Annotated in this window: 31 protein-coding genes, 1 tRNA gene and 2 pseudogenes; 14 read left to right on the forward strand and 20 right to left on the reverse strand. The window is 68.0% G+C overall.

Features of this window, described 5'->3' with window-relative positions:
• Positions 1 to 103: 103 nt before the first annotated feature.
• Complete coding sequence (locus tag LRS04_RS01930; protein ID WP_257814903.1) at positions 104 to 1,102, reverse strand: hypothetical protein; 999 nt, start codon at positions 1,100 to 1,102, stop codon at positions 104 to 106.
• Between the two features lie 126 nt (positions 1,103 to 1,228).
• On the opposite strand from LRS04_RS01930, the gene LRS04_RS01935 reads away from it, so the two are divergent.
• From LRS04_RS01935 to LRS04_RS01945, 3 genes are all read left to right on the forward strand, one after another.
• Entirely contained in the window at positions 1,229 to 1,792 is a 564-nt protein-coding gene (locus LRS04_RS01935; RefSeq protein ID WP_257814904.1) for a TetR/AcrR family transcriptional regulator C-terminal domain-containing protein, read from the forward strand.
• An 89-nt stretch (positions 1,793 to 1,881) separates the two neighbouring features.
• Positions 1,882 to 2,235, forward strand: a complete 354-nt coding sequence (locus tag LRS04_RS01940; RefSeq protein WP_257814905.1) for a DUF1428 domain-containing protein — start codon at positions 1,882 to 1,884, stop codon at positions 2,233 to 2,235.
• A 214-nt stretch (positions 2,236 to 2,449) separates the two neighbouring features.
• A complete protein-coding gene (locus tag LRS04_RS01945; protein WP_257814906.1) occupies positions 2,450 to 3,790 on the forward strand; it encodes a site-specific integrase in 1,341 nt (446 codons plus the stop codon).
• Positions 3,791 to 3,874: 84 nt separating this feature from the next.
• Here the strand turns inward: LRS04_RS01945 and LRS04_RS01950 are convergent, their stop codons facing one another.
• Complete coding sequence (locus LRS04_RS01950; protein ID WP_257814907.1) at positions 3,875 to 4,903, reverse strand: hypothetical protein; 1,029 nt, start codon at positions 4,901 to 4,903, stop codon at positions 3,875 to 3,877.
• A gap of 160 nt (positions 4,904 to 5,063) precedes the next feature.
• Between LRS04_RS01950 and LRS04_RS01955 the strand changes: the two genes are divergently transcribed.
• Positions 5,064 to 5,627, forward strand: coding sequence for a hypothetical protein (locus LRS04_RS01955; protein ID WP_257814908.1), 564 nt, complete (start codon positions 5,064 to 5,066; stop codon positions 5,625 to 5,627).
• A gap of 407 nt (positions 5,628 to 6,034) precedes the next feature.
• Here LRS04_RS01955 and LRS04_RS01960 read toward each other — a convergent pair whose 3' ends face one another.
• The 5 genes and pseudogenes from LRS04_RS01960 to LRS04_RS01980 form a co-directional block, all read right to left on the reverse strand.
• Positions 6,035 to 6,565, reverse strand: a complete 531-nt coding sequence (locus LRS04_RS01960) for a hypothetical protein (RefSeq protein ID WP_257814909.1) — start codon at positions 6,563 to 6,565, stop codon at positions 6,035 to 6,037.
• On the reverse strand, positions 6,562 to 6,867 hold the full coding sequence (locus LRS04_RS01965) for a GntR family transcriptional regulator (RefSeq protein ID WP_257814910.1): 306 nt from the start codon (positions 6,865 to 6,867) through the stop codon (positions 6,562 to 6,564). The genes LRS04_RS01960 and LRS04_RS01965 overlap by 4 nt, the downstream gene beginning before the upstream one ends.
• A gap of 488 nt (positions 6,868 to 7,355) precedes the next feature.
• Entirely contained in the window at positions 7,356 to 7,955 is a 600-nt protein-coding gene (locus LRS04_RS01970; protein ID WP_257814911.1) for an ATP-binding domain-containing protein, read from the reverse strand.
• A gap of 454 nt (positions 7,956 to 8,409) precedes the next feature.
• Positions 8,410 to 8,886: pseudogene (locus tag LRS04_RS27495) on the reverse strand (AAA family ATPase); the annotation flags it as partial.
• A gap of 36 nt (positions 8,887 to 8,922) precedes the next feature.
• Positions 8,923 to 10,656 (reverse strand): ATP-dependent endonuclease, encoded by a 1,734-nt coding sequence (locus tag LRS04_RS01980; RefSeq protein WP_257814913.1) that lies wholly within the window; start codon positions 10,654 to 10,656, stop codon positions 8,923 to 8,925.
• Positions 10,657 to 10,934: 278 nt separating this feature from the next.
• Here LRS04_RS01980 and LRS04_RS01985 point away from each other — a divergent pair, with 278 nt between their 5' ends.
• The 3 genes from LRS04_RS01985 to LRS04_RS01995 all read left to right on the forward strand — a co-directional run bounded on the left by LRS04_RS01985 (position 10,935) and on the right by LRS04_RS01995 (position 13,161).
• Positions 10,935 to 12,023 carry a DUF4238 domain-containing protein gene (locus LRS04_RS01985; RefSeq protein WP_257814914.1) on the forward strand — a complete coding sequence of 363 codons (1,089 nt, stop codon included), beginning with the start codon at positions 10,935 to 10,937 and terminating at the stop codon, positions 12,021 to 12,023.
• Between the two features lie 212 nt (positions 12,024 to 12,235).
• Complete coding sequence (locus LRS04_RS01990) at positions 12,236 to 12,772, forward strand: hypothetical protein (protein WP_257814915.1); 537 nt, start codon at positions 12,236 to 12,238, stop codon at positions 12,770 to 12,772.
• Between the two features lie 35 nt (positions 12,773 to 12,807).
• Positions 12,808 to 13,161, forward strand: coding sequence for an HNH endonuclease (locus tag LRS04_RS01995; protein WP_257814916.1), 354 nt, complete (start codon positions 12,808 to 12,810; stop codon positions 13,159 to 13,161).
• Between the two features lie 136 nt (positions 13,162 to 13,297).
• Here LRS04_RS01995 and LRS04_RS02000 read toward each other — a convergent pair whose 3' ends face one another.
• Genes LRS04_RS02000 through LRS04_RS02010 form a run of 4 tightly spaced genes read right to left on the reverse strand, consistent with a single transcriptional unit; the run spans position 13,298 to position 15,371 of the window.
• Positions 13,298 to 14,017, reverse strand: coding sequence for a GIY-YIG nuclease family protein (locus tag LRS04_RS02000; protein WP_257814917.1), 720 nt, complete (start codon positions 14,015 to 14,017; stop codon positions 13,298 to 13,300).
• Positions 14,018 to 14,025: 8 nt separating this feature from the next.
• Positions 14,026 to 14,181, reverse strand: a complete 156-nt coding sequence (locus LRS04_RS26500) for a hypothetical protein (protein WP_308238056.1) — start codon at positions 14,179 to 14,181, stop codon at positions 14,026 to 14,028.
• Complete coding sequence (locus LRS04_RS02005) at positions 14,171 to 15,172, reverse strand: DNA (cytosine-5-)-methyltransferase (RefSeq protein ID WP_308238057.1); 1,002 nt, start codon at positions 15,170 to 15,172, stop codon at positions 14,171 to 14,173. The genes LRS04_RS26500 and LRS04_RS02005 overlap by 11 nt, the downstream gene beginning before the upstream one ends.
• The gene (locus LRS04_RS02010; protein WP_257814918.1) at positions 15,165 to 15,371 is read right to left on the reverse strand and encodes a hypothetical protein; all 207 of its coding nucleotides are present in this window, start codon (positions 15,369 to 15,371) and stop codon (positions 15,165 to 15,167) included. The genes LRS04_RS02005 and LRS04_RS02010 overlap by 8 nt, the downstream gene beginning before the upstream one ends.
• 118 nt (positions 15,372 to 15,489) lie before the next feature.
• Here LRS04_RS02010 and LRS04_RS02015 point away from each other — a divergent pair, with 118 nt between their 5' ends.
• Entirely contained in the window at positions 15,490 to 15,948 is a 459-nt protein-coding gene (locus LRS04_RS02015; RefSeq protein ID WP_257814919.1) for a hypothetical protein, read from the forward strand.
• 159 nt (positions 15,949 to 16,107) lie between these two features.
• A tRNA-Leu gene (locus LRS04_RS02020) sits at positions 16,108 to 16,192 on the forward strand.
• A gap of 123 nt (positions 16,193 to 16,315) precedes the next feature.
• On the opposite strand, the gene LRS04_RS02025 is transcribed toward LRS04_RS02020, so the two are convergent.
• The gene (locus LRS04_RS02025) at positions 16,316 to 16,612 is read right to left on the reverse strand and encodes a hypothetical protein (RefSeq protein WP_257814920.1); all 297 of its coding nucleotides are present in this window, start codon (positions 16,610 to 16,612) and stop codon (positions 16,316 to 16,318) included.
• Positions 16,613 to 17,152: 540 nt separating this feature from the next.
• Between LRS04_RS02025 and LRS04_RS02030 the strand changes: the two are divergent.
• The 4 genes and pseudogenes from LRS04_RS02030 to LRS04_RS02045 form a co-directional block, all read left to right on the forward strand.
• Positions 17,153 to 17,392 (forward strand): annotated as a pseudogene (locus tag LRS04_RS02030) (ParB N-terminal domain-containing protein); the annotation flags it as partial.
• 226 nt (positions 17,393 to 17,618) lie between these two features.
• Positions 17,619 to 19,136 (forward strand): chromosome partitioning protein ParB, encoded by a 1,518-nt coding sequence (locus tag LRS04_RS02035; protein WP_257819260.1) that lies wholly within the window; start codon positions 17,619 to 17,621, stop codon positions 19,134 to 19,136.
• Positions 19,137 to 19,531: 395 nt separating this feature from the next.
• A complete protein-coding gene (locus tag LRS04_RS02040; RefSeq protein ID WP_257814921.1) occupies positions 19,532 to 19,843 on the forward strand; it encodes a DUF736 domain-containing protein in 312 nt (103 codons plus the stop codon).
• A 72-nt stretch (positions 19,844 to 19,915) separates the two neighbouring features.
• Positions 19,916 to 20,824, forward strand: coding sequence for an ArdC family protein (locus LRS04_RS02045; RefSeq protein WP_257814922.1), 909 nt, complete (start codon positions 19,916 to 19,918; stop codon positions 20,822 to 20,824).
• 42 nt (positions 20,825 to 20,866) lie between these two features.
• On the opposite strand, the gene LRS04_RS02050 is transcribed toward LRS04_RS02045, so the two are convergent.
• Genes LRS04_RS02050 through LRS04_RS02060 form a run of 3 tightly spaced genes read right to left on the reverse strand, consistent with a single transcriptional unit; the run spans position 20,867 to position 22,243 of the window.
• On the reverse strand, positions 20,867 to 21,322 hold the full coding sequence (locus tag LRS04_RS02050) for a hypothetical protein (protein ID WP_257814923.1): 456 nt from the start codon (positions 21,320 to 21,322) through the stop codon (positions 20,867 to 20,869).
• A complete protein-coding gene (locus LRS04_RS02055; RefSeq protein ID WP_257814924.1) occupies positions 21,313 to 21,723 on the reverse strand; it encodes a helix-turn-helix domain-containing protein in 411 nt (136 codons plus the stop codon). The genes LRS04_RS02050 and LRS04_RS02055 overlap by 10 nt, the downstream gene beginning before the upstream one ends.
• Before the next feature lie 49 nt (positions 21,724 to 21,772).
• On the reverse strand, positions 21,773 to 22,243 hold the full coding sequence (locus LRS04_RS02060; RefSeq protein ID WP_257814925.1) for a hypothetical protein: 471 nt from the start codon (positions 22,241 to 22,243) through the stop codon (positions 21,773 to 21,775).
• 43 nt (positions 22,244 to 22,286) lie between these two features.
• Between LRS04_RS02060 and LRS04_RS02065 the strand changes: the two genes are divergently transcribed.
• Positions 22,287 to 22,598: a helix-turn-helix domain-containing protein gene (locus LRS04_RS02065; protein WP_257814926.1), complete on the forward strand. Its 312-nt coding sequence runs from the start codon at positions 22,287 to 22,289 to the stop codon at positions 22,596 to 22,598.
• A gap of 10 nt (positions 22,599 to 22,608) precedes the next feature.
• Here LRS04_RS02065 and LRS04_RS02070 read toward each other — a convergent pair whose 3' ends face one another.
• The 5 genes from LRS04_RS02070 to traD are packed head-to-tail and all read right to left on the reverse strand — an operon-like array spanning position 22,609 to position 24,756.
• Entirely contained in the window at positions 22,609 to 23,634 is a 1,026-nt protein-coding gene (locus LRS04_RS02070; protein ID WP_257814928.1) for a type IV secretory system conjugative DNA transfer family protein, read from the reverse strand.
• On the reverse strand, positions 23,555 to 23,893 hold the full coding sequence (locus tag LRS04_RS02075; protein WP_257814929.1) for a type IV secretory system conjugative DNA transfer family protein: 339 nt from the start codon (positions 23,891 to 23,893) through the stop codon (positions 23,555 to 23,557). The genes LRS04_RS02070 and LRS04_RS02075 overlap by 80 nt, the downstream gene beginning before the upstream one ends.
• Positions 23,893 to 24,204 (reverse strand): hypothetical protein, encoded by a 312-nt coding sequence (locus LRS04_RS02080; RefSeq protein WP_257814930.1) that lies wholly within the window; start codon positions 24,202 to 24,204, stop codon positions 23,893 to 23,895. Before LRS04_RS02080 ends, LRS04_RS02075 begins: the two co-directional genes overlap by 1 nt.
• Complete coding sequence (locus LRS04_RS02085; RefSeq protein WP_257814931.1) at positions 24,201 to 24,419, reverse strand: conjugal transfer protein TraD; 219 nt, start codon at positions 24,417 to 24,419, stop codon at positions 24,201 to 24,203. Before LRS04_RS02085 ends, LRS04_RS02080 begins: the two co-directional genes overlap by 4 nt.
• 37 nt (positions 24,420 to 24,456) lie before the next feature.
• Positions 24,457 to 24,756: a conjugal transfer protein TraD gene (gene traD, locus LRS04_RS02090; RefSeq protein ID WP_257814932.1), complete on the reverse strand. Its 300-nt coding sequence runs from the start codon at positions 24,754 to 24,756 to the stop codon at positions 24,457 to 24,459.
• Between the last annotated feature and the right edge of the window lie 34 nt (positions 24,757 to 24,790).

Raw genomic sequence — 24,790 nt, forward strand, 5'->3', positions numbered from 1 at the left:
GTCGCTCTCCTCCCCCGCCCCCGGACAGGGAAGGAGAGCGCGGGGCGCAAGACATGCGCCCCATTTCGCCCGCCGGCCCGAGGCCGCGGACGGAGTCGAGGGGCTACTGGTCCGCCTGGCTGGACGCCCGCTGCAGCTTGCCGCCGGTCGCGGAGACCATCAGCCGGACCAGTTCCTCCGTTACCTTCGGCTCGAGACCTTCGGTGTGACCCTTGTCCATGCGGACGACGTCGGCGACCACGCGGCCTTCGCGGCAGTTCGGATAGACGAACGCCTCGGCGGTCCCCGGGCGGGCCTTCAGGCCCCAGACGCGGTAGCCGGCCCGGGCGTAGTCCCAGACGTAGCCGGCCTTGTCGTCGACGATGTCCTGGCGCCGGACGCGCGCGGCGCAGCCGAACCGTTCGGCGAGCGGCGAGGTCTCTGGCAGGCTTTCGATCTCCCACTGGCCCACCGTGAAGATGTGCGAGTAGTCGCAGGCCGGCAGGGTGTTGGGCAGGGGCGGCCGGGCGCGCGGGGCCGGCGGCGAGCCGTCCGCCTGCGGCGGGCCGAACTGGGCGACGAACGGCGCCTGGCCCACCCGGCCGCCGGAGAGCGAGAGCCAGCCGTCGACCTTGTCCTTGAAATAGCCGGTGCAGACGATCCGGCTGGACGTGAAGCCGCCCTGGCTGTGGCCGGCCAGCCAGAAGCTGCGGATGTTCGACCGGCCGAAGGTGTCCAGCACGAAGTCGGTGATGTTCTGCAGGTGGGCGTCGTCGGCCGCGGCGTCCCACCGGCGGACGCCGGGACCCGAGCCGCCCATGCTGCCCAGGGTCGCCGCGGTCGGGGTCGCGACGACGAGCCGGTACTTGTCCTTGAAGTCGGCGGCCGGGAAGTAGTGCCGCTGCCAGTTGCCGACCGAGCCCGCCCCGTGGAGGTTCAGGATGAACACCACCTTCTCGTTCGGCTTCAGGTCGCACGGGTAGTCGAGAAAGAACTTCCGCCCGGTCCTGGCGTCGGTGGCGTTGCCGAGGTTGGCGAGGTCGCCGCTGGTCGCGCAGGCCTCGCCGACGCAGCGGGCCGGCGGCGGCGTGGTGCAGGCGACGCCGCCCATGTCCTTCGCCACGGCGGGGGGCCGCAAAGGCGCCGGCGGCCAGCGCCGCCAGCGCGGCCAGGGTGTTGGTCAGCTTCATCTGGTCCTCCCCATCCGGTCTTGCGCCGGTCGGCCCTAGCAGTGCTAGGGTGGCGCGAGATGTCAAGCGATTCACCCGTTCGCGCCAGCAGCCTCGACCGCCCGGCCATCGTCCGCGCGGCCCTCGACCTCCTGGACGACGTGGGCTTCGACGGCCTCTCGACGCGCCGGCTCGCCGACGCGCTGGGCATCAAGGGGCCGTCGCTCTACTGGCACTTCCGGAACATGCGCGAGCTTTACGACCACATGGCCGAGGCCATGCTGGAGCAGGCGCTGCCCGCGCCCGAGGCCTATCCGGGCGACTGGGAGGCCTGGCTGGGCGCCGGGGCCCGCAACATCCGCCGGGTGGCGCTGTCGCGCCGCGACGGCGCGCGCATCCTGGCCGGCGCCCGCCCCACCGGCACGAGCACGGTGCTTTCCTTCCCGCACATGGTCGCCCGCCTGGAGCGCGAGGGCTTCAGCCGCGCCGACGCCACCGCCAGCCTGCGCGCGCTCGGCCGCTATGCGGTGGGCTGGGTCCTCGACGAGCAGATGGCCATGCGCGCGCCGGAGGAGTCCGAGCCGTTCTTCGAGTTCGGGCTGAAGGCCATGCTCGCCGGCATCGCCCAGAAGCGGCAAACCTAGCCGGCTTCCCTTTTTCCGCCGGCCGGTGTCGGATCGGCCTCCCCGCCGCCGTCCTTGGGCGGAACAAGGACGAATGAGGAGGTCACCCCATGCCCTACGTCGACGGTTTCGTGCTCGCCATGCCGAAGGACAAGCTCGAGGAATACCGCAAGATCGCCACCAAGGCCGGCGAGATCTGGATGGAGTACGGCGCGCTGTCCTACGTCGAGTGCGTCGGCGACGACACGCCCTACGGCGAACTGACGTCCTTCCCCCGCGCGGTGATGGCCAAGGACGACGAGGTCGTCTTCTTCTCCTGGATTACCTACGAAAGCCGCGAGCAGCGCGACGAGATCAACGCCAAGGTGATGGCCGATCCGCGCCTGAGCAGCGACGCGGAATGCATGCCGTTCGACGGCAAGCGCATGATCTACGGCGGCTTCAAGAGCTTCGTGCAGTTCTGATCGGCCTGCCGCGTTGACCCTGGGCGGGCCGCCGCTAGATTGCGCGCCCGCCCCTGTGCCCCAGTGGCGAAATGGTAGACGCGGCAGACTCAAAAGCGCATTTCGGGCCATCAGGTCGTAAACTTACGTAGTCATTTCAGTGACTTAACGTAGTGCGCCGAGTTTACACATGCCTTACACATAATCCCCGTGATCCGGGAAGTGAGGCAGGCCTATGGAAAGCCACACCCTCATGGACGGGAAAGTCCATGTGTACCGCCGCGCAAACAGCAGCTTCTGGCAGTGCGCGGTTTTCCTGGGCGGACGGAACCACCGCCAGACGACACGACAGAAGAGTCTCGCCCTCGCGATGGATTTCGCCCGCGAATGGTACATGGAGCGGTATGCGGACGAGCGGCTACGCCGGCGCGGCCTTCCGATACCCACCGACGACGAGCGCGCCGCGGCCGGCGAGCCGCTGTTCCTGCGGCCGAGGCCCAAGGCAAAGCCCGCGGGTCCGACGTTCCGGGAGGCGGCCGACGTGTTCGTGGCCGAGTACGGGGTCATCACGCACGGCGAGCGGAACGCCACCTACGTCGAGGGGAAGTCGCGGCACCTGCGACTGTACTTGCTCCCGTATTTTGGTGATCGACCCCTTAGCGAGATCACGGCCGGCTTGATCCAGGAGTACCGCGTCCATCGGCTCAACCCGCCGGAGGCGCCTGCCGAGAAGCGCAGCCGTGGTCGCGCGAAGGCGCTGCCGAAGCGCCCAGCGCGCAGTACGATGCACCAGGAGTTGGTGACGCTCCGCCAAGTTCTGAAGACCGCGGATCGCAAGGGGTGGATCGCCGCGCTTCCGGACATGACCGCCCCGTACAAGGCGTCGGGCAAAATCTCGCACCGCGCCTGGTTCTCGCCGGACGAGTACAAGAGGCTCTACGAAGCGACGCGTGAACGCGCACGCAATCCGAAGAAGGAGCGCTGGCGCGGCGAGTGCGAGCAACTGCACGACTACGTGCTCTTCATGGTCAACACCGGGCTGCGACCGGACGAGGCCTCGCGGCTCGAATACCGGGACGTGAGCGTCGTCCTTGACGACGAAACGAACCAGCGGATCCTGGAGATCGAGGTGCGAGGCAAGCGCGGCGTTGGCTACTGCAAGAGCATGCCTGGTGCGGTGCAACCGTTCCTAAGGCTTCGAAAGCGGCATGACCCAAAGCAGACCGATCTCGTGTTCGGCAAGGTGCAGCGGGAGCTGCTCAACACCATTCTGGACGAGCTCGGTCTGAAGACGGACCGGGAGGGCAACGCCCGCACCGCATACAGCCTGCGGCACACCTACATTTGCCTGCGGCTCATGGAAGGCGCCGACATCTACCAGATCGCGAAGAATTGCCGCACCAGTGTGGAGATGATCGAGAAGTTCTACGCCTCGCACATCAAGAACACTCTCGACGCCAGCGCTATCAACGTCCGCAAACCCCCCAAACCGCGGAAGGCACCTTCCGCGCCGAGGCGCGGGCGAACGCCCGAGCGCCTCCATGGCGAACGCCACGTGCCCTTAGACCGGACGTGACTCACCGCGGACGTTCGGAGAGTCTGTTTCAGGTCCCGCGGATTTCGAGCCGGATGTAAGTCCCCACCTCGGGGACCTAGGGGCTTAGTGTTTAAAGAGGTCCTGGACGATGGCGACGGCCTCCGTCTTGTCGGCCGTTGTCCGGCAGCCGTTCAGTTCGGTCAGCCGGACATGCCCGTCGTTGATGAGCTTCGATAGGAAGCCTTCGGTCAGGAAGGCGTCGCAGTAGGCAACCGCGGCCGAGGCGTGCTCGAAGTCGTAGATGTGATTCTCGGTGAAGTTTGTCCCGCGATCCCAACGCAGACCCGCATGACAGGACGCCTGCGCATGGATGGTCCTCAGGGCGTAGCGGGTCTCCGGCTTCTCGAACGCCAGGGTCAGGAGGTTCCGGCACAGCCGCCCGGCCTCATTCCACTGCGCCGAGCCCCGCGCCGGCGGCGTCACCCCCTGGCGCGTTGCCATAGCGGCCATCACCTCGGCGGCCATGTCCTGGCAGACGTCGAGACAGCCGACGATCTCGTCGCGGTACGTGGCCGGATAGCTGACGAGCTTCGGCGCGTGCGTCTTGATGTCGGCGTTGATCTGCTGGGCTGCCTTGACCAGGTCGTCCGAGCGTTCCCAGCGGTCGCCGATCTGGGTGACGATGGTTGTCAGCGACGCATTCCAGATCTCGTCGAACGCTTCCTTCTGGAGGTAGCCGCCCGTCTCGGGATCGAAGCCCTCGGGGTTCAGGTAGACGTAGCCCAGGGCGTAGCTGAGCTTCGTCCAGATCAGGTCCGCCATCGCGTGAAGGTCGTGGCCGCCCGCGCTCTTGTAGAAGAAGTGGGCGATCTCCGTGCCGATCCGGCCGCGGCTCTCGGTGATGCTCAAGCCCAGGCTCAGCTCGTCCACCAGCCGGGCCGTGGCCAGGCGCCGTGTCTGGGTGTTGGCCTGCTTCATCACCTCGATGAAGGTGCTGGCGCCCACCGGACAGACCAGCTTGCCCGCGACCACGCCCTCGCGAAGCAGCCGCAGCAGCTCGATCACATCGGGGTCGATCTCCGTCCCGGCCTCCGCCTCCCGGGCCATGATCCAGAAGCGCAGGTCGAGGTAGACCTTGGCGCGGCCGGCCATGGATTGCGCCAAGGCGATCTGCCTGGCGCGTGCGTAGCGCTCTATGTCCATGCCGGCACTATGCGGCGAGTCCCCGTCATGGTGCCGGGGGCGTCACGCGCGGCAGAGAGGCCTCGCCTGCTGACTAGGGACGAGACATACCTTGGCCATGGACCGACTGATGAGCCTCCGCAGCGAGGTCTACGACCACTTCCACGCCTCCGAGATCCGGGACGGCCTGTTCCTCGCGCCCGGAAACCGTGACCGCTTCGCCCAATACGAGACGGCCATGCTGCTGATGCAGGACACGGTCGAGGCCCTGTGGACCCACCGAAGGCGCGACTTCTCGCTGGACGCGATGGAGGCCTACATCGAAGTGTGGGGCGTCCTGCAGGCCGTAATCATCCAGCAGGACGCGCTGCTGGAGCTGGCTGCCGCCATCGGCGCGCCGAAGCCCGCGACCGGGGCCGAGTGGCGCGCGATCCGCGATCTTCGCAACCAGTTGGTCGGCCATCCGGTCAACAGGGGCGCGCCGTCCAAGCCCGCGCGCCGCGCCTTCATGGGCCGTCAGCCGAAGTCCTACCGCTATCTGACCTATGAGCTGTGGGACGCCGACGCGGACCGCACGACCTTCCCGCGCATTGACCTCGGCCAGATGCTCGACGCCTATGAGAACGAGGCCGCCGGCCATCTTGCGGCGATCCTGGCCTATATGCGGCGGGCTTGGCCCGTAAGGACGCCGTGAAGCCTGCTTGCACGCCGAAGCCCGGTAGCGGGTGTCCAGCCGCCGGGGGCGCGCGTGTCCAGGCGTTCCAGCGCAGATTCGCCAGCTTTTGGCGTCTTCAATGGCCGTTTTCGGCCCCTTGAAGGCTGCCCGTCGCAACCTTATGTCTCTGTTTCCGTTAAGGTAACATCGTGAGTGCGCCGGGTAGCCGATGCCCCCCTGGTCCTAAATGTCCAGGAGGGCTTGCCAAAACGGTCTTCCTAGGCGCATAAGCACGATAGGAGCGACAGATCGGTTGAGGTGCTTGCACCAACAGCGTTCCCCCGCCCCGCGAGGGGTCCACGCGTGAGCGAGATAAGATCGGCGACGATCTAAGTGGGTACCGAGATATTCCAAACGGGGCGCTCGCACGAGCGCCCCGTTTTCTTTTACCGCCTGTGGAACTTGAGCTTCTGGTTGGTAAGGACCTTGTCCACCAGCACCTTGAAGCGAACCTTCTGCATCTTCTCCGGCGGGAGGCCGGGCGTGTCGGGCCGGTAGGCGCTCTCGACGAAGATCTGCAGATCGTAGCCGCTTTCCGCGAACCGGCGGACGTTGAAGTACATGCGGTACTCAACGTCCTCGTTCAGGGCGAGCCGCACGAAGTTCGCCTCCGGCGTCATGTAGACATGCGCGTCCGGCAGGCTGCGGATCAGGTCCGGCAACTGCTGGGACAGCTCGAACCGCGCCGGACAGAAAGCGCGCTGCTTGCCGCGATCCATCATCATCGGGCGGCCGTCATGCTTGGCGGCGTCGTAGGCCTCGGTGAAGCAGTGGCACGAGAAGCGGACGTTGATGCGCACGCCGTTCGGGCGAGCCTGGGTGGGGCACGCCAGGTCCATCGGCTCCAGGTGGCTGAAGTCCAGGGCCTTGCCTTCGTAATCCAAGGCGAAGGTCGCCTTCTTGACTTCGGCGGTCACGACTCGACCTCCGCCGCCTTCTTGCGGTTCCGCAGACCCGGACGCTCGGCCTTGCGCTTAGCCTTCCGCGCTTCCTCGCGCGCCTCGATGAAATCGCCCGCGATGTCCTTCAGCCGGTCCACCAGCGGCGACAGGTCGTAATAGTTGCTGGCCTGGCCGCCGGCGGAATAGTGGCGGGCGACGCGGCGCACCAGCTTCTCGGCCTCCAGCTTGGCGATCGCGCGCTGGACGGTCTTGTCCGAGACGTCCAGGCGCTCGGCAAGCCGGCGCTTGAGGGATAGGGCATCTCCGACGACGACCACCAGTGGTCGATCAGGTGGATCAGCACCGCCAGCTCGATCGCATTGATCTTCAGCCGCGCCTGGCCGCGCAGGAGGACGGAGGGCAGATAGACGAAGCCTGGGTCCTTCGCGACGCCCCAGCGCTTCTCGAAATGCTTCGCCGCTTTCGCCGGCGCCTGCGGGGTCTCGACCTCGGGCTCGGCGTCTGGCGTTTCGGCAGCCTCCGTGGTATGTGTTTCGTCAGTCATCGGGCAGTCCTTTCACCGCCCATCATGACGCCATGCAGGCCACGCGAGAAGCGTTGGGGGGGTGGACATATACGTCCAGGCCCCAGGACGCAAGTGGCTTGGGCTCCTGGGCGCCGGCGGCCACCGATTAAGGACGACCGGCTGACCAGGATGACGGTCAGTAGGACAGAACGGTATAACGGAGGGACCCCTGGTCTTCGATGTCCTGGGGGTTCGCCAATTTTTCCGCCGTTCAGCCGTGCGGCCCGCCGGAAGCCCCTGTCAGGCGGCGTTGAACAGCGGGCTGGGATTGTTCTTAGACACGACGATGGTCAGCGAGCGCTTGGCCCGGCTGAGCGCGACGTAGAGCTTGCAGCGTGCGTACCGGGTTCCGCTGAACTGGTCCCGGTCGCCGGCGATCAGCACGGCGTTGTCGCACTCCAGACCCTTGGCCTTGTGGATCGTGCTGATCGTCCTGGCGGGCGGCGCCGGCATCGCGTGCGACCGGCGCCGGGCGATCTCCGCGTAGCCTTCATCCGGACAGGCGAAGGCCTTCAGGCGGATCGCATCACGAAGCTCGCTGCGGTGGACCACCTTGATGTCGCCGAAGCCATCGGCCTTGGCTTCCACGAGATCGCTCAACTCGTTCAGGGCGAGCGCGACGCCCTGATGGTCGGGTGCCGCCAGAAGGTGGCGCGCGAGCCGCTGGATATTGCCCGGCTTGCCGCGCGCCGGCTTGGCGCACCCGTCGCGCACCTCCTTCAGCAAGCGCTCGCCGTGACTGCCGGCCGAGAAGCCGCTGCCCGCGATGGACGAGGCGAACCGCACGACGCCCTGCGCGAGTTGGTCGGCGTCGCCCTTGTGGGCCTTGGCGGTCTGCACCAGCTCCGCCAGGGCCGATCGCGTGTGACCTTCCCAAATCGGAATGCGGCGCCCCCCAGAACGCGCTCAAGGCGCCGACACGCTCGTTGCTGGCGGCCAGGACCATCACCGGACCCTGCACCGCCGCGTCGATCGGCGTGCGGTGCGCGGGGCTGAGCTGGTAGGCCGTGCGCGCGGGCGAAAGGTTATCGGCGCGCACGATCCGCAGCCCCTGCACGGCCGGGCCGTTCAGCGGTATGGACCGACCCGCCCTCAGCTCGGTTCGGGCGGCGAGAATCCACTGACCGAGCGCGGGGGTTCCCGCCTGCCATCGGTGGGGGTGAGCGAGTTCGTCGAACGCCGCGTTCGCCTTCAGCGCCTCCCACTGCGCAAGCGCCGCGGCCATGGCGTTGTCGGACTTGGCGTTCGCGAAGATGGCCTGGAGCGGATCGCCGAAAATCCGCAAGCGCGCCCCTCCCAGTCGCAGCGCCATGATGGTGCGATGCTGCGCTTCGCTGGCGTCCTGGTGCTCGTCGCAGACGATGATCGGATACCGGCGGGCGAGCGCCTGTCGGATGATCGGATGGCGCTCCAGATAGCCGGCGACCTTCTCCGCCATGATCTCGAAGCCCGCGCCGTCGTCTTGATAGGCCCAGGTCGAGAGGTTGTCCGGCAGGCCAAGCGCTCGGCGATAGAGGGTCGCGACCTGGCCGATGAGCGAGTCGAGCGTCCGGATGTCCACGCGCCCGGACATGCCGCGGGTGCGCTCGGCGAAGACGCCACAGGCACCATGAGTGTGCGTGAGGATAAGCAGCCGGCCTTGGCCCAAGGCCTGCGACACCTCCCGCGCATAGGCCGCGCCCTGGAAGGTTTTCCCGCACCCAGCCGGCGCCTCGATGACGACCAGCGGCTCGTCCGATCTCAACAGCGCCGCGACGGAAGCGTCAGACACGGTCGAGGCTTTCGATCGCCGGCATTGCCACCGCGGTCAGGATGGCGTTGAGGAGCGGCAGGACCGTCGGCTCCAGCTTCGGCCAAACATCATCGGCCAGCGCGTGGCCAGCCAGGTCGTAGCCGCCCGGCCTCGACTTGAACCACCGCCCGGCGTGAGCCTTCCACTCCTTCTCCGCGCCCTCGGGCGCTCCGCTCGATCGCCGATGGCGGCGGCGACCATCACCTGCCGCAGCGATCCGCCGTTGGCTTCCAAGGCCGCGCGGATGGCCGGGAGCGACTTGTCTTCAATGCCGAGCCGCGTCGCCAGGGTACGAAGGCGTTCGCCGTCCCAGACGCCGTCGGGCGTCTTCAGAAGGTCCGGCAGCCGGGCTTCCGGCAGGAGGTCGATCACCACCTTTTCGGTGCAAGCCCCATCCCACCGCAGAAGGCGGTCGCCCATGGCCTGTTTAATCGTGGTCCACCGACCGGCCTGCTTGCCTTCGTCGTCGGCGATAGCGGCGAAACTCAGACGCGCCTCACCCAGGGCTTCGAGCAGGCCAAGGGTCTGCTGATTTCCCTGGCCGTCGCAGAGCCGGACGCCGAGGTTCTGGTGGTCGTCCTTGAAGGCCAGCTCAAGCAGACGCCAGAGAAAGCCGATCTCGGTCGGCCCTTCGGCGATCACCGCCAGCTTGGCCAGGAAGGTCTCGGGGTCGCGTTGCTGCTGGGCGGCGATCTTGTCCTGCGCCAGCTCGCCAATCCGCCCCGCCGAACCGAGATACCAAATCCTCCCCCATCGAGCGCAACGGATCGCGACTGGACTATGGGTCGTGACGAAGCATTGGCCGAACGTGCTTTGCAGTACGCCGACGAGCTGGCGAAGGCGGTACGGCTCAAGGCCACGCTCGATCTCATCGATAACGGTGACCGAGTTGTCGGCCTGGGTTGCTGAGGCGATCTCCAACGCTGCCATCCGACGCGTCCCCGCGCCCCAGCTGGCCAGCGGCAAGGCGACGCCGTCACGATCCGCGAGCAGGCCGATCAAGGCGCCGATGGAGAGCCCCTGGCTCGATGTCAGGCCCAGCTGGACGCCGTGCGGCAGCGAGGCGGCGACCAGCCGCTTGTCCAGCCGCTCCAGGGCCTTCCGCCCATCGCCCCCGATGGGGGCGGCGAAGTCCTGCTCGGAGACCTCCTTGGCAATGCGCGCCTTGATCGCCGGGTCCGCCAGAAGCCGGTCCAGCGCCGAGCCGAACACCAGGCGCAGATCACGGTCGTTGCGGTCGTCAGCGCTGAGCCGGATGAGGCCGATCTTCTTTCGGAACGCCGCCGACAACGGAATGGTGCTGTCGTCGGGCTGGACGACTTCCCACACCAGCTCCAGGTCGGCGGTTCCTCGGACACGAAGCCGGTAGACAGGGTTTGTGGCTTCCGCGACGTCGCCGTCCTGCGGATTGCCGGGAAGGACCGCGTCCTTGCCGTTCCATTCCCAGGGCATGAGAAGCACCGAGAGGCTGTTGGGGTCGACGCCCTCCGGCAAGGAGACGACGCCCTCGATCGAGAACTCCGTGGTGTTGTCGCGCCGCCAGTAGTCGGTCTCCGATACCGTCGTCGCATTGGACGCGCTGAGGAGCAGGCCTACGGCGTCGAGGATTGTGGTCTTGCCGACGTCACCGCCACCGAGGATCAGGTTCAGGGTTGGATCGGGTAACCAGTCCAACGACTCCAGACCGCGATATCTGCGGATCGATAGCTTCCGGACGATGGCGTGCTTATGCGCGTCTGGCTGATTCATGTCGCCCCTTGCGCGCGAACGCTAGCACAACCCCCGCGCGCCTTGCAGCTCGGATGTTCTGTGGGTGTTCTCGGTTGTCCCCGCCCGCCGCGCGCGACACCGTTTGCAGACCGGCGGCCGGCCTTGGACGCTTTTAGCGGCTTGGGGATCGAGGGGTCGCATGAGCCTCGGCGACGGAGGCGATCATGGTGCCGTCGTGCTGACTCAGTGCCGATGTGGCGCGGCCACAACGTAGCGTAGCGTTGAACCGGCGTGGTTGAAGCTCCACTTCAAATCTCATGCCCGCCAACAAGAGCCAACATTTTGTGCCGCGCTGTCAGCTACGGCCGTTCACGGTGGGCTGCGACAACAAGGCCATCAACCTGTTCAACCTGAAGCTCGGCAAGCCTATCCGTGGCGCGCCTGTGAAGAACCAATGCGCTGGAGACTATTTCTATGGCGACGATCTTGTGCTGGAGCGTCGGCTACAGACTTTCGAGGGGCACTACGCATCGCGGCTGAAGGTCATCCTGGCGCCCGGCTACAAGCTGACCACTGATGATGCAGGACTGCTGAAGGCGTTCTGGCTTCTGCAGTACTTGCGGACTGAGGCCGCGGCGCGAGCCGAGGTCGAGCTAGTCGCGCAGATCGACAAAGACACCGGAGGGCTGCCTCCAGGTTACTTGATCTCGGTCAAGGATGCCGTGCAGACCGCGATGAGCATCTTCTTCGACCATCCGGACGCGGTGTCGGACCTCAGTGTGCGACTCGTCCGCAACCGGACCGACCGTAGCTTCATCAGTTCCGACAATCCCGCGGTGATGACCAATCGATGGCATTTGACCGACCGACGTACCGAACTGATCGGACCCGGCGTCCATAGCGCCGGCATGACCGGGCTCATGCCGCTATCGCCTGACGTGATTTGCATCCTCTACGACGCCGACCTCTATCGAATTGATCACAGTTCTGGCTGGGCTGAGATCCAGTCCACCCACGAGGTGGATGCGTTCAATGAGCAGCAGGTCCTGCACTGCCAGGCCAACCTCTACTTCCGGCGATGGGAGGAGCGCGAGAATGTGCGAAGCCTCGCCGAGACGGCGGCACGAGGTCGCCTCTCGAGGCGGTTCGACGTCACTTATGCTGTGTTCGAGCATGAAAAGGCAGGTGTCGTCACATTTCGGGCCGTGAGCGCCGAGGAGGCGCGAGGTCATCAGCGCTCCATGGTGCACACTCAGATGCGATTGCCGACGCCGACGCGATGGCCCTCCCTGATCAAGTGGCGGCCCGGCGGTGTCGTCTACGACAGCCGCAGTGGGAGCGGCTACATGCGCAAGCACACCCGCGATCCTCAGGGTGCATACGAAAAGGTGAGGGTTCGAAACTAGTCGCCCGGTCGGTTCACCGCCCAGCCGCCGCAATGTCTGTTTCTCGACCCGATCCCAAGGTCGGCTTACGGCGCAACTCGGTCTCATCTCACTAGTAAGCGTGACCGCGCAGGTCGGACGGCTGTCGCGAGGGCCGCGGGCAAGCCCCAATTCGTCAAGACGCGGCGCGTTGATCCGATAGACTGTCACCCAGATCGCCACGCGGGGAGGGAATGCCAGATCTGGATCTTGAAACCCGCCTGCGCGCCGCGGCTTTCGAGCGGGTTCAATCGCTGTGCGAAGTCCACGATCATCTGACGGCGCAGCAGCTCGGAGAGGGCTTCTACGTAGACGGCCAGCGCTATCCGCTCGTCAATCCGCGGCGGGGCATCTTCAAGCCGGCTCAGATGCGCTTCCTGTTGTCCGTCAACACCGTGTTCCCGAAATCGGGCAACCGCGTCTGGTACGACGACCAGCGCGAGGTCCACCGTCAGATCTTCGACGGCGACGAGATGGTCGACTACGCCTTCATGGGTGAGAATCCGGACTCCGCTGACAATCGTTGGCTACGGGAAGCGTTCGAAAACAACATTCCCGTCATCTATTTCCTCGGGATCGCTCCCGGCCGCTATCAGGCGATCTTGCCGGCCTTCATCGGGGGTGGGACGCGGCGGGACGGCGGGCGCGGATCGCCTTCGGGCTTCCTGGGCAGAGCGCTCTGTCGCCTCCTCAGACTGAGGTGGAACGGCGCTACGCTTTGCGGGCGGTAAAGCAGCGTTTGCATCAGGCCTCCTTTAGGGAGGCCGTGATCGGCGCCTATCGAGGCCGGTGCGCCTTGTCCGGATTGCCCGAACCCATGTTGCTGGATGCTGCTCACATTATCGAGGATCGCGATGAACGACTCGGTCAGCCGATCGTGCGCAATGGCATTCCGCTGTCGAAGATACATCACGCCGCTTTCGATGCGCATCTCATCGGGATCGACCCGGATTACCGGCTGCATGTGTCTGAGCGGCTGCTGACTCAAAACGACGGACCGATGCTGGAGGCTATCAAGGGGCTCGACGGCGGCTTGTTGCGGCTGCCAAAGCGCCCGCAAGACTGCCCGGATCGAGACCGGCTGGCCCTGAGGTTCGAGCGATTTAAGGCTGCGGCTTAACGAACGCGCGGGTGCGTTCCCCGCCTAAAGGCGCTGGGTGTGATGGATGGCCCTCAATGTCCGCACCGCCGTGAAGCCGAAGGCGCGGGCGGGCTTCGGGCCTTGTATCGGTCCAGTGGCGGCGGCGCCCTCAGCCTTAGACCTCGTCCTCGGTTTCGACAGCGACCGACGCCGCCCCGCCAAGCGCCAGGTACCGCCGCTCGGCCAACCACTCGATCCGCTTGGCTTGGGTGAGCAGCACCCGGCGCAGACCGCCCTGCACCTTGCGCTCGGAGATCACCTGCGCGAGGCGTGAAATGATCAGCGCGCGGCGGGCAATCCGGAAGTCCGGGTGCGAGCGGAGCTCGAACACGCGGTCGGAAACGATCCGGGCGCGGTAGGAAGGTGGGGCGCCGACCATGAGGTCTCCCGGCGGTGGGTCCTTCTCGTTCAGGATCGCCTTGAACCGGGACTCCTCCACGGCCTTCTGAGTGATCAGCCGCTCGAGCGCGTCGAGGTGCGCCCGCGCCTCCTTGCTCGACTTGTCGGTCTGCTCGAACTGCGGCAGCGGCCACACCTCGATCTCGAAGACCTCGAACGGGTCGAGCACCGACATTGCCACGGCGTCGGTGCGCTGGTTCGTGAGGTGCCGACGGATACGGGTCCGCAAACGCTCGTTGGTCTGCCCGACGTAGATCGGTTCGCCGTCGTAGTCGAAGAAGGCGTAGACGCCCCAGCGGTAGTGTCCCACCCGAACCGCTTGGCCGCTCGGATCCTGGAACGGCGCATCGAGGAACGCCGCGAGGTTGGCGCGCAGGTCCTCGGTCTCGAACGGCGGCGTATTGGTCGCGTCGGGAGCTTTCGCGGCGCCTGCCATGCGTAGGGTTAGGCGGCCTTGGCGGCGCGAGCCGAGGCGGCGAGCACCGGCTCGAAGACGTGGTGGGCCAGATGCCTGACCACTGGCACGGCGACCCCGTCCCCCGTGAGGTGGTACGCTTCGTTGTAGTTCCGCGGCAGGACGTAGCTGTCCTCAAGGCCCATCAGCCTCGCGGTCTCCCCGTGCCGAAATGAGCCGCGAGCGGACGCGATAGCCCTCCACCACGAGGATGATCTGGCGGCTCGAGCCGCCGGCGGGGGTGCGCAGGCATCCCGCGACCTCGTCAAAGCGCACCTCGGCTCGCTGCACCTTGTGGCCTTGCTCGTCCAAGCGCGTGCGCCGGTAGACGCCGCCAACCATGCGACGGCCCGCGCGCTTCGCAGCCTCGACCTTCGCAAGGTTCACGGCCGACATCATGTCGAGCAGTCGCTTGGTCTCCGCCTGGTTGTGCCACGACACGCTGTCGGGGCTTTCCTCGATCACGTCGGCGAAGGTCTCGCTTCGACGACTGGGTGTCGGCACGTTCCACCAGACCAGAAGCTCACGGGTTTCCGCCGGCAGGGCCTCGACCGCCCGGCAAAGCGCACGCGTGTGGAACGGGTCTAGCGGTTCAGGCGACAGCAACTCGGGCGGGATCTCCACGTCCTTCGCCACGCCAACGACAAACAGGCGAGGCCGCGACTGAGGCACGAAGAGGTCGGCGTTGATGACCAGGGCGCCGTACCGATATCCGGCCTTCGCAAAGGTCTGGCAGATCGCCTCGAAGTCCTTGCCGCCGTGGGAGGTCAGCGCGCCACAGACGTTTTCTACGGCCACGATGCTCGGCGCGCGCCCGTCTTCGACCAAGCCGTTGATGGCCTTCCAGAAGGGATAAAACGTGCCGGAGCGCTCACCGTCGAGCCCCGCGCCGACGCCCGCCAGCGAGAGGTCTTGGCAGGGGAACGAGCCCCAGACGAGATCGGGCCGGCCCGGCAGATCCTTCGTTGTGATCGCCCGGACATCGCCGATCTTCAGTTCGCCGCCTGTGCCCCAATTGGCCTGATAGGCGAAGCCCTTCTTGGCGTCGAAGTCGTTGGCGAAGAGACAGGTCCACTCAGGTCCCAAGCCGGCTCGGGCCATGCCGCCGCCGGCAAAGAACTCATAGAAACTAGCCATGCCGCCGATCCTCCGCCGAGGTGTCATTTGCAGCGTCGCGCGCGAGCTTTTCTGCGACCGCTTCGGTTAACCAGGTGTTCCGGGAGACATGCCCGGCCCTGGCGGCGATCGCGCGGTCGATCGCCGCAAAGGTCGCCGCCGGCAGACGCAGGTTCAGACGGTCGAAGTCGCGGACGTTGCCGCTCGCAGAATCACTCATGGCGCCACGCTGGCGCCGCCGTGGCGCCATGTCTAGTGTTCCATTTTTGTTCCGATCATCGTTCCTGTCAAATCCTCCTAGAGTCGGACGGTCACAACCGAGTCGGAGGTCGCCGCGAGTGCCGGCCAGCGTCCGCACGTTCGATGTTGAAATCCGCCGCCACCTGGAGGTGGACGCCTTGGACGTGCTCACTGATGCCGAGGCGGAGGCGGCGGATGAGGAAGGGTACCTTGCGGGCAATCACTACTACCGCGACCTGCGCGGCTGGTCGTGGAGCGACGTGCGCGCCATGCTCGACTACGAAGCGGGCGTGATTGGGCAGATCCTGTCGGCGCCCGATCCCGCCGCCGCGGAGCAGACGTTCGAGGAAGAGCGGGAGATCGACGAGGACTCCGTCGAAGGGTTGCGCGGCCTGGACGTGGGCGTTGGCGCGGCGGTCACCGCCCTTTCGGCCTTGGGCGCCACGCCCACCATCAGCTGCAACGGGGGCCTTCGGCGCGCCGCACGCCGCAAGCTATCCTTATGTCGGCTTCTACCTGTCAGAGGCGTCATCCGACCTGCTTCTCCAGCTCGCTGAAGGCGCCGGTTTGGGCCTCGAAGCCCGAGACGGGCTTGGCCATCTCTACGCCCGGTCTTTGAGCGATCTGCAACGGTTTGCCGAGCTTGCCTTGGAGCGGTTTGGATGAGCGCGCGCAGATTGCGCGGGCACCATGACCCGGTGTAACCAACGGCCGCGGCCCCTGTGGTGGAATTGGTAGACGCGCCGGATTCAAAATCCGGTTCCGAGAGGAGTGTCGGTTCGAGCCCGACCGGGGGCACCACCCTATCGATGAACCCCTCGCCGGATAGCCGCACAGCCCGCGAGTTGGCCCACGACCCCTACGCCGACCGAGAAATGCCCAGTCCTTTTGCGGGGAGTATAGCTCGCTCTCTGGGTTGCTTGGTCAGAGTTCGCACACGATGCGCGCCAGGGCGGGGTCCCCGCGCTTGTACCCCTTGCGGGGCGCCTGGGACGCTTCGTCGGAGAGGACGGCGCCGAGCGCCTCGCTGAGCCGCATGAGCTTCCAGCCCACCTTCTCACCGCTCGCGCTGCCGCCGCGCACCTGCCAGGCGCGCATCATCGCCTCGCCGACCTGGGTGTAGCCCACGGCATGGACCTCCACGCAGCGGCTGTAGCCGTCGTACCGGAGCTCCAGCACCCGGCGCTCGCGCAGGGCGCGGCAAGCGGTGTCCATCCACATGGCGGCGAGCCTAGTCTGACTCGGCAGGAAGGGTTGAAGGGGAAGGCCTTCCCCTGCGCCCGAGCCTGGTGTCTCGGTCGACCCCTTCGAGCGGGGAGGTCCCCGCAACGCCCCCGGAAACGGAGAGCGGCCGCCGGGGCGGGCTCGGTCCCGCCGCTGACGCGGCTCCTACGGGTCCGCCCCTGCGGGCGCTTCGCGCCGGCGGCCGCTCGACGGCGCGTCCCGCCGTGCAGCGCCCCCTCCTTTGGGTCGGGTCGCGCAGGCTCCTTGCAGCCTTCCTTTGCGCCGCGCTGGCGCGCGCCAGTTCTCCTTTAGATGACGCGCGGACGCGCGTCCGGGGCTTGGGGCTCCGCCCCCGGCGCGCTTCGGAGCGGCTTCCGCCCAGCTTCGGGCTGAGCAGGGCCGGCGGGTCCGCAGGGCTGGAAGCCCTGCAGCCGGTTCCCCGCGAAGCCGCCCCTCCGCTTGCACCCCCGGTCTCGCCGACGGGCAGGGCTGCAGGCGCGCCTTGCGCCTGCCAGCCATGCCCCAAGGAGCAGGACCATGACCGACCAAGCTCAGATCACCCATCAGGACGGCGACGTCATCGACGTGCCGCTGAACAAGCTGAAGGCCTCGCCGCGCAACGCGCGGCGGATCCCGCATGCCGAGGCCGACATCGAGGCCCTGGCCGCCAGCATCGCGGTGAAAGGCGTCCTTCAGGCCCCGGTGGTGGAGCCCGAGACGGACGCCGAGGGTGCGCCGACCGGGTTCTATCTGGTGACCATCGGCGAGGGGCGGCGCTTGGCGCTGACGCGGCTCGCCCAGCGCAAGACGATCAAGAAGACCGCGCCCGTGCGCTGCGTGGTGGACCTGAACAACGATCCCCCACGAGATCAGCCTGGACGAGAACGTCACGCGGACGGGCCTGCATCCGGCCGACCAGCTCGAGGCGTTCCGGCGGCTCGCCGAGGAACGCGGCCTGTCGGCCGAGGAGATCGGCGCCCGGTTCGGGGTATCGGCGGGCGTGGTGCGCCAGCGGCTGCGCCTGGGCGCCGTCAACCCGGCGCTGATGGCGCTCTACAGGGCGGGCGAGTTGAACCTCGACCAGATGATGGCCTTCGCGGTCAGCGAGGACCACGCGCGGCAAGCGCAGGTGTTGGAGCAGCTGGGCGCGCACCGGCCGCCCTATCTGATCCGCCGCACCATGACCCAGGCCAAGGTGTCGGCCACCGACCGGCGCGCCGTCTTCATCGGCGCCGAGGCCTACGGCGAGGCAGGTGGGACGATCCTGCGCGACCTCTTCACCGAGGACGGCGGCGGCTGGTTCGAGGACGTGGGCCTGCTGGACCGGATGGTCTCCGAGAAGCTGGCCGCCATCGCCGAGGAGGTCCGGGCGAAGGAGGGCTGGAAGTGGGCGGAGCCCCACATCGACTATCCGCGCGCGCTCGGGCTGGCACGGGTCTACCCGCATCCTGTGGCGCGCTCGGTGGCGGACAAGGCGCAGATCGACGCCCTCTCCGAGGAATACGACGCCCTGGTCAGCGAGTGGGACGCGGTCGAAGAGCTTCCGCCGCAGGTGGAGGCCCGGTTCAAGGAGATCGACGCGGCGCTTGAAGCCTTCGGCGACGGCACGGCCTGTGACGCCGACGAGATCGCGCGGGGCGGCGTGTTCGTCGTCTTGGGCCAGGACGGTGTGGCCCGCATCGAGCGCGGCTTCATCCGGCCGGAGGACCTGCCGCCGCCGGAGCCGGAGTCCGGAACGGGCGACACCGACGTTCGGACGGAGGTCGAAACGGACGATCCCGACCCGGAGAGCGGTGCGCCGGAGGAGGCCTCCGGCGCACCGCTTCCGGAGCGGCTGGTGCTCGACCTGACGGCGCATCGGACCCTGGCGCTGCGCGACGCCCTGGCGGGCAACGCGACGGTGGCGCTGTCGGCGGTGGTCCATGCGCTCGCCCTGTCCGCCCACTATCCGGCCTACGAGCGGCCCAGCTGCCTGGAGATCAAGGGCGTGTCCGCCTACCTCGACGGCTACGCGCCGGGCATCGACGACACCCGCGCCGCGCGCAGCGTCGCTAAGCGGCATGCGGCCTGGGCGAGCCGCGTGCCCAAGGACGCCGACGACCTTTGGGCCTTCGTCCTGGGCCTGACGGTGACGGACCTGCTGGACCTCCTGGCGCATTGCGCGAGCCTGACGGTCAATGCGGTGCGGGCGCCCTTCGACCGCAGGCCGGGCGCCTGGGCGCATGCCGACCGGCTGGCGGAGGCTGTGGACCTTGACATGAGCGGCTACTGGACGGCCACCGTGGCGAGCTACCTGGGCCGCGTCACCAAGACCCGGATCGCCGAGGCGGTGCGGGAGGCTGTCTCGGACGAGGCCGCCGAGCGGATCGGCGGGTTGAAGAAGCCCGACATGGCCAGCGAGGCCGAGGCGTTGCTGGCCGGGACAGGCTGGCTGCCCAGCCTGCTGCGCAGGCCGGTCCCGGTTCCTGGCGAGCCTGAGCTTCCGGCCGAGGCGCCGACCCTGACCGAACAAGCCGCCTGAGGAAGGGCCGCGTCAGCGGTCCCGCCGAACTGATCTTGAGGGCCGTGCGTCCATGAGGCGTGCGGCCCTCTTTCGTGGGCCGTAGGCGCGGTCGTCAGGCTTGGCCGCGCCGGAACGCCAGGGCGACTCCCGAGCATCGCACCCGCCCATCGCCGCCTCTCTGGCCTGATCTGGCCGAGGGGGGCGGGCCGCCAGGGCGGCCCCGCCGTCCGCCGCAACGGCAGCGGCGACTTTCTTCCCCGACCTTCGGTCTTCCTCGCGCACCAAGAAAGTCGCCGCTTCGCCGTCCTCCGCTGCGCTGCGGGCCCTTTGGGCTGCGGCGGCCGTCGCCCTCGGCCTGGGATCGCCATCGAGGCCGCGATGGGCGCGGTCCGACAGACCTCAGGAGACTTCCCATGGCGACCATCGGCACCTTCACCAAGGACGACGCCGGCCACTACAACGGCGCGATCAAGACCCTGACGCTCGACGTCAAGACCGCCACCTTCCGTCAGGTCGAGAAGGACAGCGACAAGGCCCCCGACTTCCGCATCTTCGCCGGCAAGACCGAGTTCGGCGCGGCCTGGAAGAAGACCTCCCGCGAGAACCGCGACTACCTCTCGGTCAAGCTGGACGACCCGAGCTTCCCGGCCCCGATCTACGCCAGCCTCGTCGACGCTGACGAAGGCTACAGCCTGATCTGGTCTCGGGCCAACGGCTCGAACTGACCGCAGCCGGCGGCCCCCGCCGCGACCGCGGGGCGCCGCTTCCCCACAACCTCATTCTCACAGGAGGCCGCCATGACGCGGCTCATCGAGACCTCACGCTCGCAAGCCAAGACCGACCTCTATACGCGGGTCACCGACACCATCGTCGCCGACCTCGAAGCCGGCGTCCGCCCCTGGACCAAGCCCTGGTCCGCCGAGCACCTGGCCGGCCGGATCAGCCGCCCGCTCCGCTCCACCGGCGAAGCCTACAGCGGCATCAACGTGATCCTGCTCTGGGCGGAAGCCGTCGCCCGGGGCTACACCGCCCCGATCTGGATCACCTTCCGCCAGGCGCTGGCGCTGGGCGGCCACGTCCGCAAAGGCGAGCACGGCGCGACCGTCGTGTACGCCAACAAGATCAGCCGCACCGAGACCGGCGACGACGGCCAGGATGTCGAACGGCAGATCCCGTTCCTCAAGGCCTACACCGTCTTCAACGTCGAACAGGTCGAAGGCCTGCCGGCGCACTTCCACGCTGCGGCGGAGCCGAAGCTCGATCCTCTCCAGCGGATCGCTCACGCCGAGACCTTCTTCGCAGGGATCGGCGCCGACATCCGGCATGGCGGCGACCAAGCCTACTACGCGCTCCATCCCGACTACGTGCAGATGCCGCCGTTCGAGTGCTTCGCCGACCCGGAGGCCTACTACGCGACCCTGGCGCATGAGAGCACGCATTGGACGCGGCATCCTTCGCGCCTCGACCGCGACTTCGGCCGCAAGCGCTGGGGCGACGAGGGCTATGCGCGCGAGGAACTGGTCGCCGAACTCGGCGCGGCGTTCCTTTGCGCCGACCTGGGGCTAGAGCTGACGCCCAGGGCGGACCACGCCAGCTATATCGCCAGCTGGCTGGAGGCGCTGAAGGACGACCGCCGCTTCATCTTCACCGCCGCCGCGCACGCGCAACGCGCCATCGACTTCCTGCACGCGCGGCAGCCCGCATGACCGCTGAAGGCCGGCCAGCGCCTGCTGGCCGGCCGCCTTCGCCTAGTTCAGGGCGGATCGCGGCGGCGCTTCGAGAAGATGCGCGACCCGTGAGAGCAGACCCTCGAGCGCGTTTAGCGCCGCCTGGGGATCCGGCAGCGGCCAAGACAGATAGGCCGGATAGCGCAGGGTCTGGGCGAGATGCGGCATCGCCAGCGCCTCCAGCACGGTCTCGATTTCCGCTCCGGCCGGTTCGAGATCGAGCCCGCCGTCGCTCGCCAGCCGCAGGCACAGCGGCAGGTCGTGGCCGATGATGATCAGCCGTTCATCGTCGACGGCCCCGCCCGCGATGACGGCCTTCAGCCCCAGCTCCATGGCGTGGGCGATCAACATGAAGAACGGCGGCCGCGCGTCCTCCACCATCCCCACGGATGCCAGCGCACCGGCCGCGCGACCGTAGGCGCGCGCCCGGTCGAGGTAGCGGCGGCCGCGGCGGTTCATCCGGGTCGTCACGGGCATGGCCGGTCCTCCGGCCCGTCCGGCCTCGAATTGCCGAATGCCGCGAGAAACGTGACCAGAGCCGGCCGGCTGGCGCGTGGCATTCGGGCAAAGGCCCGCAGGAGCTCCAACGCGCCCGGTTCGCCCAGCAGGTCGGCCAACTCGTCCGACAGGCCGCGCGCGCCATCGTTGGCGCCGAACAGCTCCGCGACGGGTGTGCCCAGCGTGTGGGCGATCCTAGCAAGCATGGAAGCGCTGACGCGGTTCGCGCCGCGCTCGTACTTCTGGATTTGCTGGAAGGTGATCCCCACCGACTCGGCCAGCGCGTGTTGTGACATCCCGAGCGTCTTGCGCGCCAGACGGATGCGCGCGCCGACCGACACGTCGATGGGGTCAGGTCCTGAGCCCGGCTTTGGCGACATGGGACATTCCTTTCTCTCGCCGCGGTGGCCCGCCACGTGATCGTCTCGCCTACAGCCAGAGACGCTTGAGGTCGTCCTGGCAGCTCTGCAGCAGCGGGTAGGCGTCCGCGTTGTCGTAGGGATTCAGGAACCACAGCAGGGCGTCCAGGCGGGCGATGACGCCATCGCGCGTGCAGGCGGACGTGGTCTTCAGCAGCGGCACGAGCGCGTCATACTGCTTGTCGATCGCGTCGAGCTGGGCCTCGATCACCGCGAACTGCGCGGCCTCCGGCACAGCGGCCTGCTCAGCCTGCGTGAGCCTAGGCCAGTTGCGGTGGCGGTGCAGCCACGACTCGACATCCGACCAGGCCGTGTGGAGCCGCCGCTGCTCCTGTTCCAGCGCGCAATAGCGCTCGGCGACGACCTTGCCGGGGTCGGTCGCCCCGGTCAGCGACGGGATCGGAAGGCTGAGCGCGGTGACCCCTTGCAGCAGCCGGCGACGGCTGGGGGAACGGGTAGTCGCGGGTTCGGAATCGGACATGTATCGTCGCTCCCGGCGGCGTCCTGGGCGTCGCGGTCAGAAGTTGCGTGAACGTCGCAATCTCGCGCCATTCGCGCAATTTTGTCAAGCGAGGTGCGTCCTGAGCCCACCGCCGATCACGCCGCTGCAGGCCCGGCTCGCGCGCGCCGCGCTGGGCCTGAGCCTGCGCGACCTCGGCGCCGCGACAGGGCTCGCGCCCAACACGATCACGCGGCTCGAACTCGGCCGGGGCGGTGTGCATGCCGCGAACCTCGCGCGCCTGCAGGACGTGTTCGAGCAGCGGGGGGTGGTGTTCCTGCCGGCCGACGATGTGGGCGAGGCCACGGTTCGGCTCCGCCGAACGCCCGGCGCGTAGGTCGCCTGGCTCAGGCGTCGTACAGCCCGGCGAACTCGCGGTCGGCGTAGTGGCGGACCTTACCGGCGACGAGCGGATCGCGACCGGGTCTCAGCACGAGCATCATGTGATCGGCAAGGCGCATGACCTCATCGGGCGTCAGCAGATCGCGGCGTACGCGCTGTTCGCTCCAGGACTCGCCTTCGCCCGACGAACTCGATCCCCCCTTCAGGGACGACGTCGAGCCCGAGTTGGTGGTTGTCCCCTGGGCGATGAAGGTCTCCGTGGTCACGCCCAGCGTTCGCGACACCCATTGGGCGGTGTCGATGTCGGCCACGTTGAAGACCTGGGTGACGGCGGCGTTGGCGAGGAAGGTCCCATGGCGCTCGCCATACAGCGCCTTCAGCTGGTGCAGGTCCTGCAGGATGGCCCACAGCTGGACGCCGTAGCCGGCCATCAGTCCGTAGGCTTGGGCGAGAGGCTCGAGGCGGCCGAGAGCCGCGAATTCGTCGAGCAGGAAGAGGATCGGGGATGGGGCGACCCGAGCGCCGGCGCGGCTTCGGGCGAGCGCGTGGAGGGCCTGGGCGACCAGCAGGCGAAGCCAGCGGGCGTGGGTGCCGAGCCGCTCGGGCGGCAGAACGAGGAAGACGGTGACGCGCTGGTCGCGCAGGTCCTCGAACGCGAAGTCCGGGCGCGCGAGGCTGTCGGTGATGCGGCGGCTGTCGAGGAAGTGGGTGTGACGCTGAGCTGCGGAGAGCACCCCGGTGGCCTCGCGGTCGGCCTTGCCCAGATGGCGGTTGGCGGCGCGCGCCACCAGCCCGTCCGCCGCCGGGCTCGCCTGCATCGCCTTCAACGTCGCGGCAAACCGCGCCGGCGCCGCCGTCAGGAGATCGCGCACGACGGCCAGGGTTGGCCCCTCTGGCGGCGGGTGCGTGACGACGTGCAGGATGACGCCCGCGATGAGCGCTTTGGCCTCTTCATTCCAATGGGCTTCGCTCACCTGCTCCGGCGGATCGCAGACCAGCGCCTCCGCGATTAAGGCCGCGTCTTCGGCCAAATCCAGGCCGAGGGGGGTCCAGGGCCGCGAGCGGGTTGTACGATGCGGTGGGCTGTCCGGAGACCTCGAACGGATCGAGCACATACACGGGTCCGAACCGCGCCCGCGCGCGGGCGGCGACGCGCGCGTTCTCGCCCTTCGGATCGACGCAAAGCACCGCGCGGTCAGCCAGCAGCAGGTTGGGCAGCACGACGCCGACGCCCTTCCCCGAGCGGGTCGGGGCGAAGGTGAGCAGATGGCCGGGGCCTTCGTAGCGCATCAGCCAGCCCCCGCGGCGCGGCCGATGATGAGTCCGTCCGCGCCGCCCAGCGCGCCGCGGGCGCGGCGCTCGTCCCCGAATTGCGCGCTGCCATGGGTCGTCACCGGCCCTTGACCGCCATAGCGACCCCTCCAGCGCAGGAAGCCGAGAAGCCCGCCCACGACGATGCCCGCGAGCGGGATCACCCACTCCGCGAGGAAGGCGGGCAGGCCGAAGTGGTCGCGGACGATCAGGAAGGGCAGGCAAGCCAGGACATTGCCCCAGAAGGCCCCGACCAGTGTCGGCCAGATCGCCCCGAGCGCGAGCCTCAACCTTGCGCCTCCGCTTCGCTCGCGAAGGCGCGCTGGCCGCGGCGCCGCCACAGCAGGCGCGTCCCCTCGCCGTCGGCCGCCTTGAGGCGGTCGGCAAGCTCCAGGAAGGCGCCGTAAAGCGCCGCGCGATCATCGCCCGCGAGATCGACCAAGCCGGCCTTGGCGACCAGGCCGCCCAGCTCGATCAGCTGTCGAGTGCGTTCGCGGCGCTGCACGACCCAGGTCCTCGTGTCCGACCGTGCGTGTGCGGCTTCAGCCCGGTGCAGCGCCGCCGCCGTCCGCCGCGCGGCGTTCGCCGCCCCCTGCAGACTTCGGCTGAGACCTGGCCTGTCCCTGAAAGAAGGCGGCCCCAGCGCGTCGCCATCCCTCACGCGTGCTCGCATCGGCCTTCCCCGCCGCGAGCAGGGCGCCGGCCAGGATCTCCATGTCGAGTTTGTCGGCTCCGCTGGCGATCACCAGCTCGCCGAACTGCGTGACGCGCCGGCCCTTCAGCGCCTTGGCGCGCTGCTGCAGGGCCTGAAGTTCGGCGTCGAGGTCGCGCGGCTTCTTCATGACGGACTCCTCCGAGCACTCGGAGCCCGAACCC

This window comes from Phenylobacterium sp. J367, assembly GCF_024699985.1.
Lineage (GTDB): Bacteria > Pseudomonadota > Alphaproteobacteria > Caulobacterales > Caulobacteraceae > Phenylobacterium.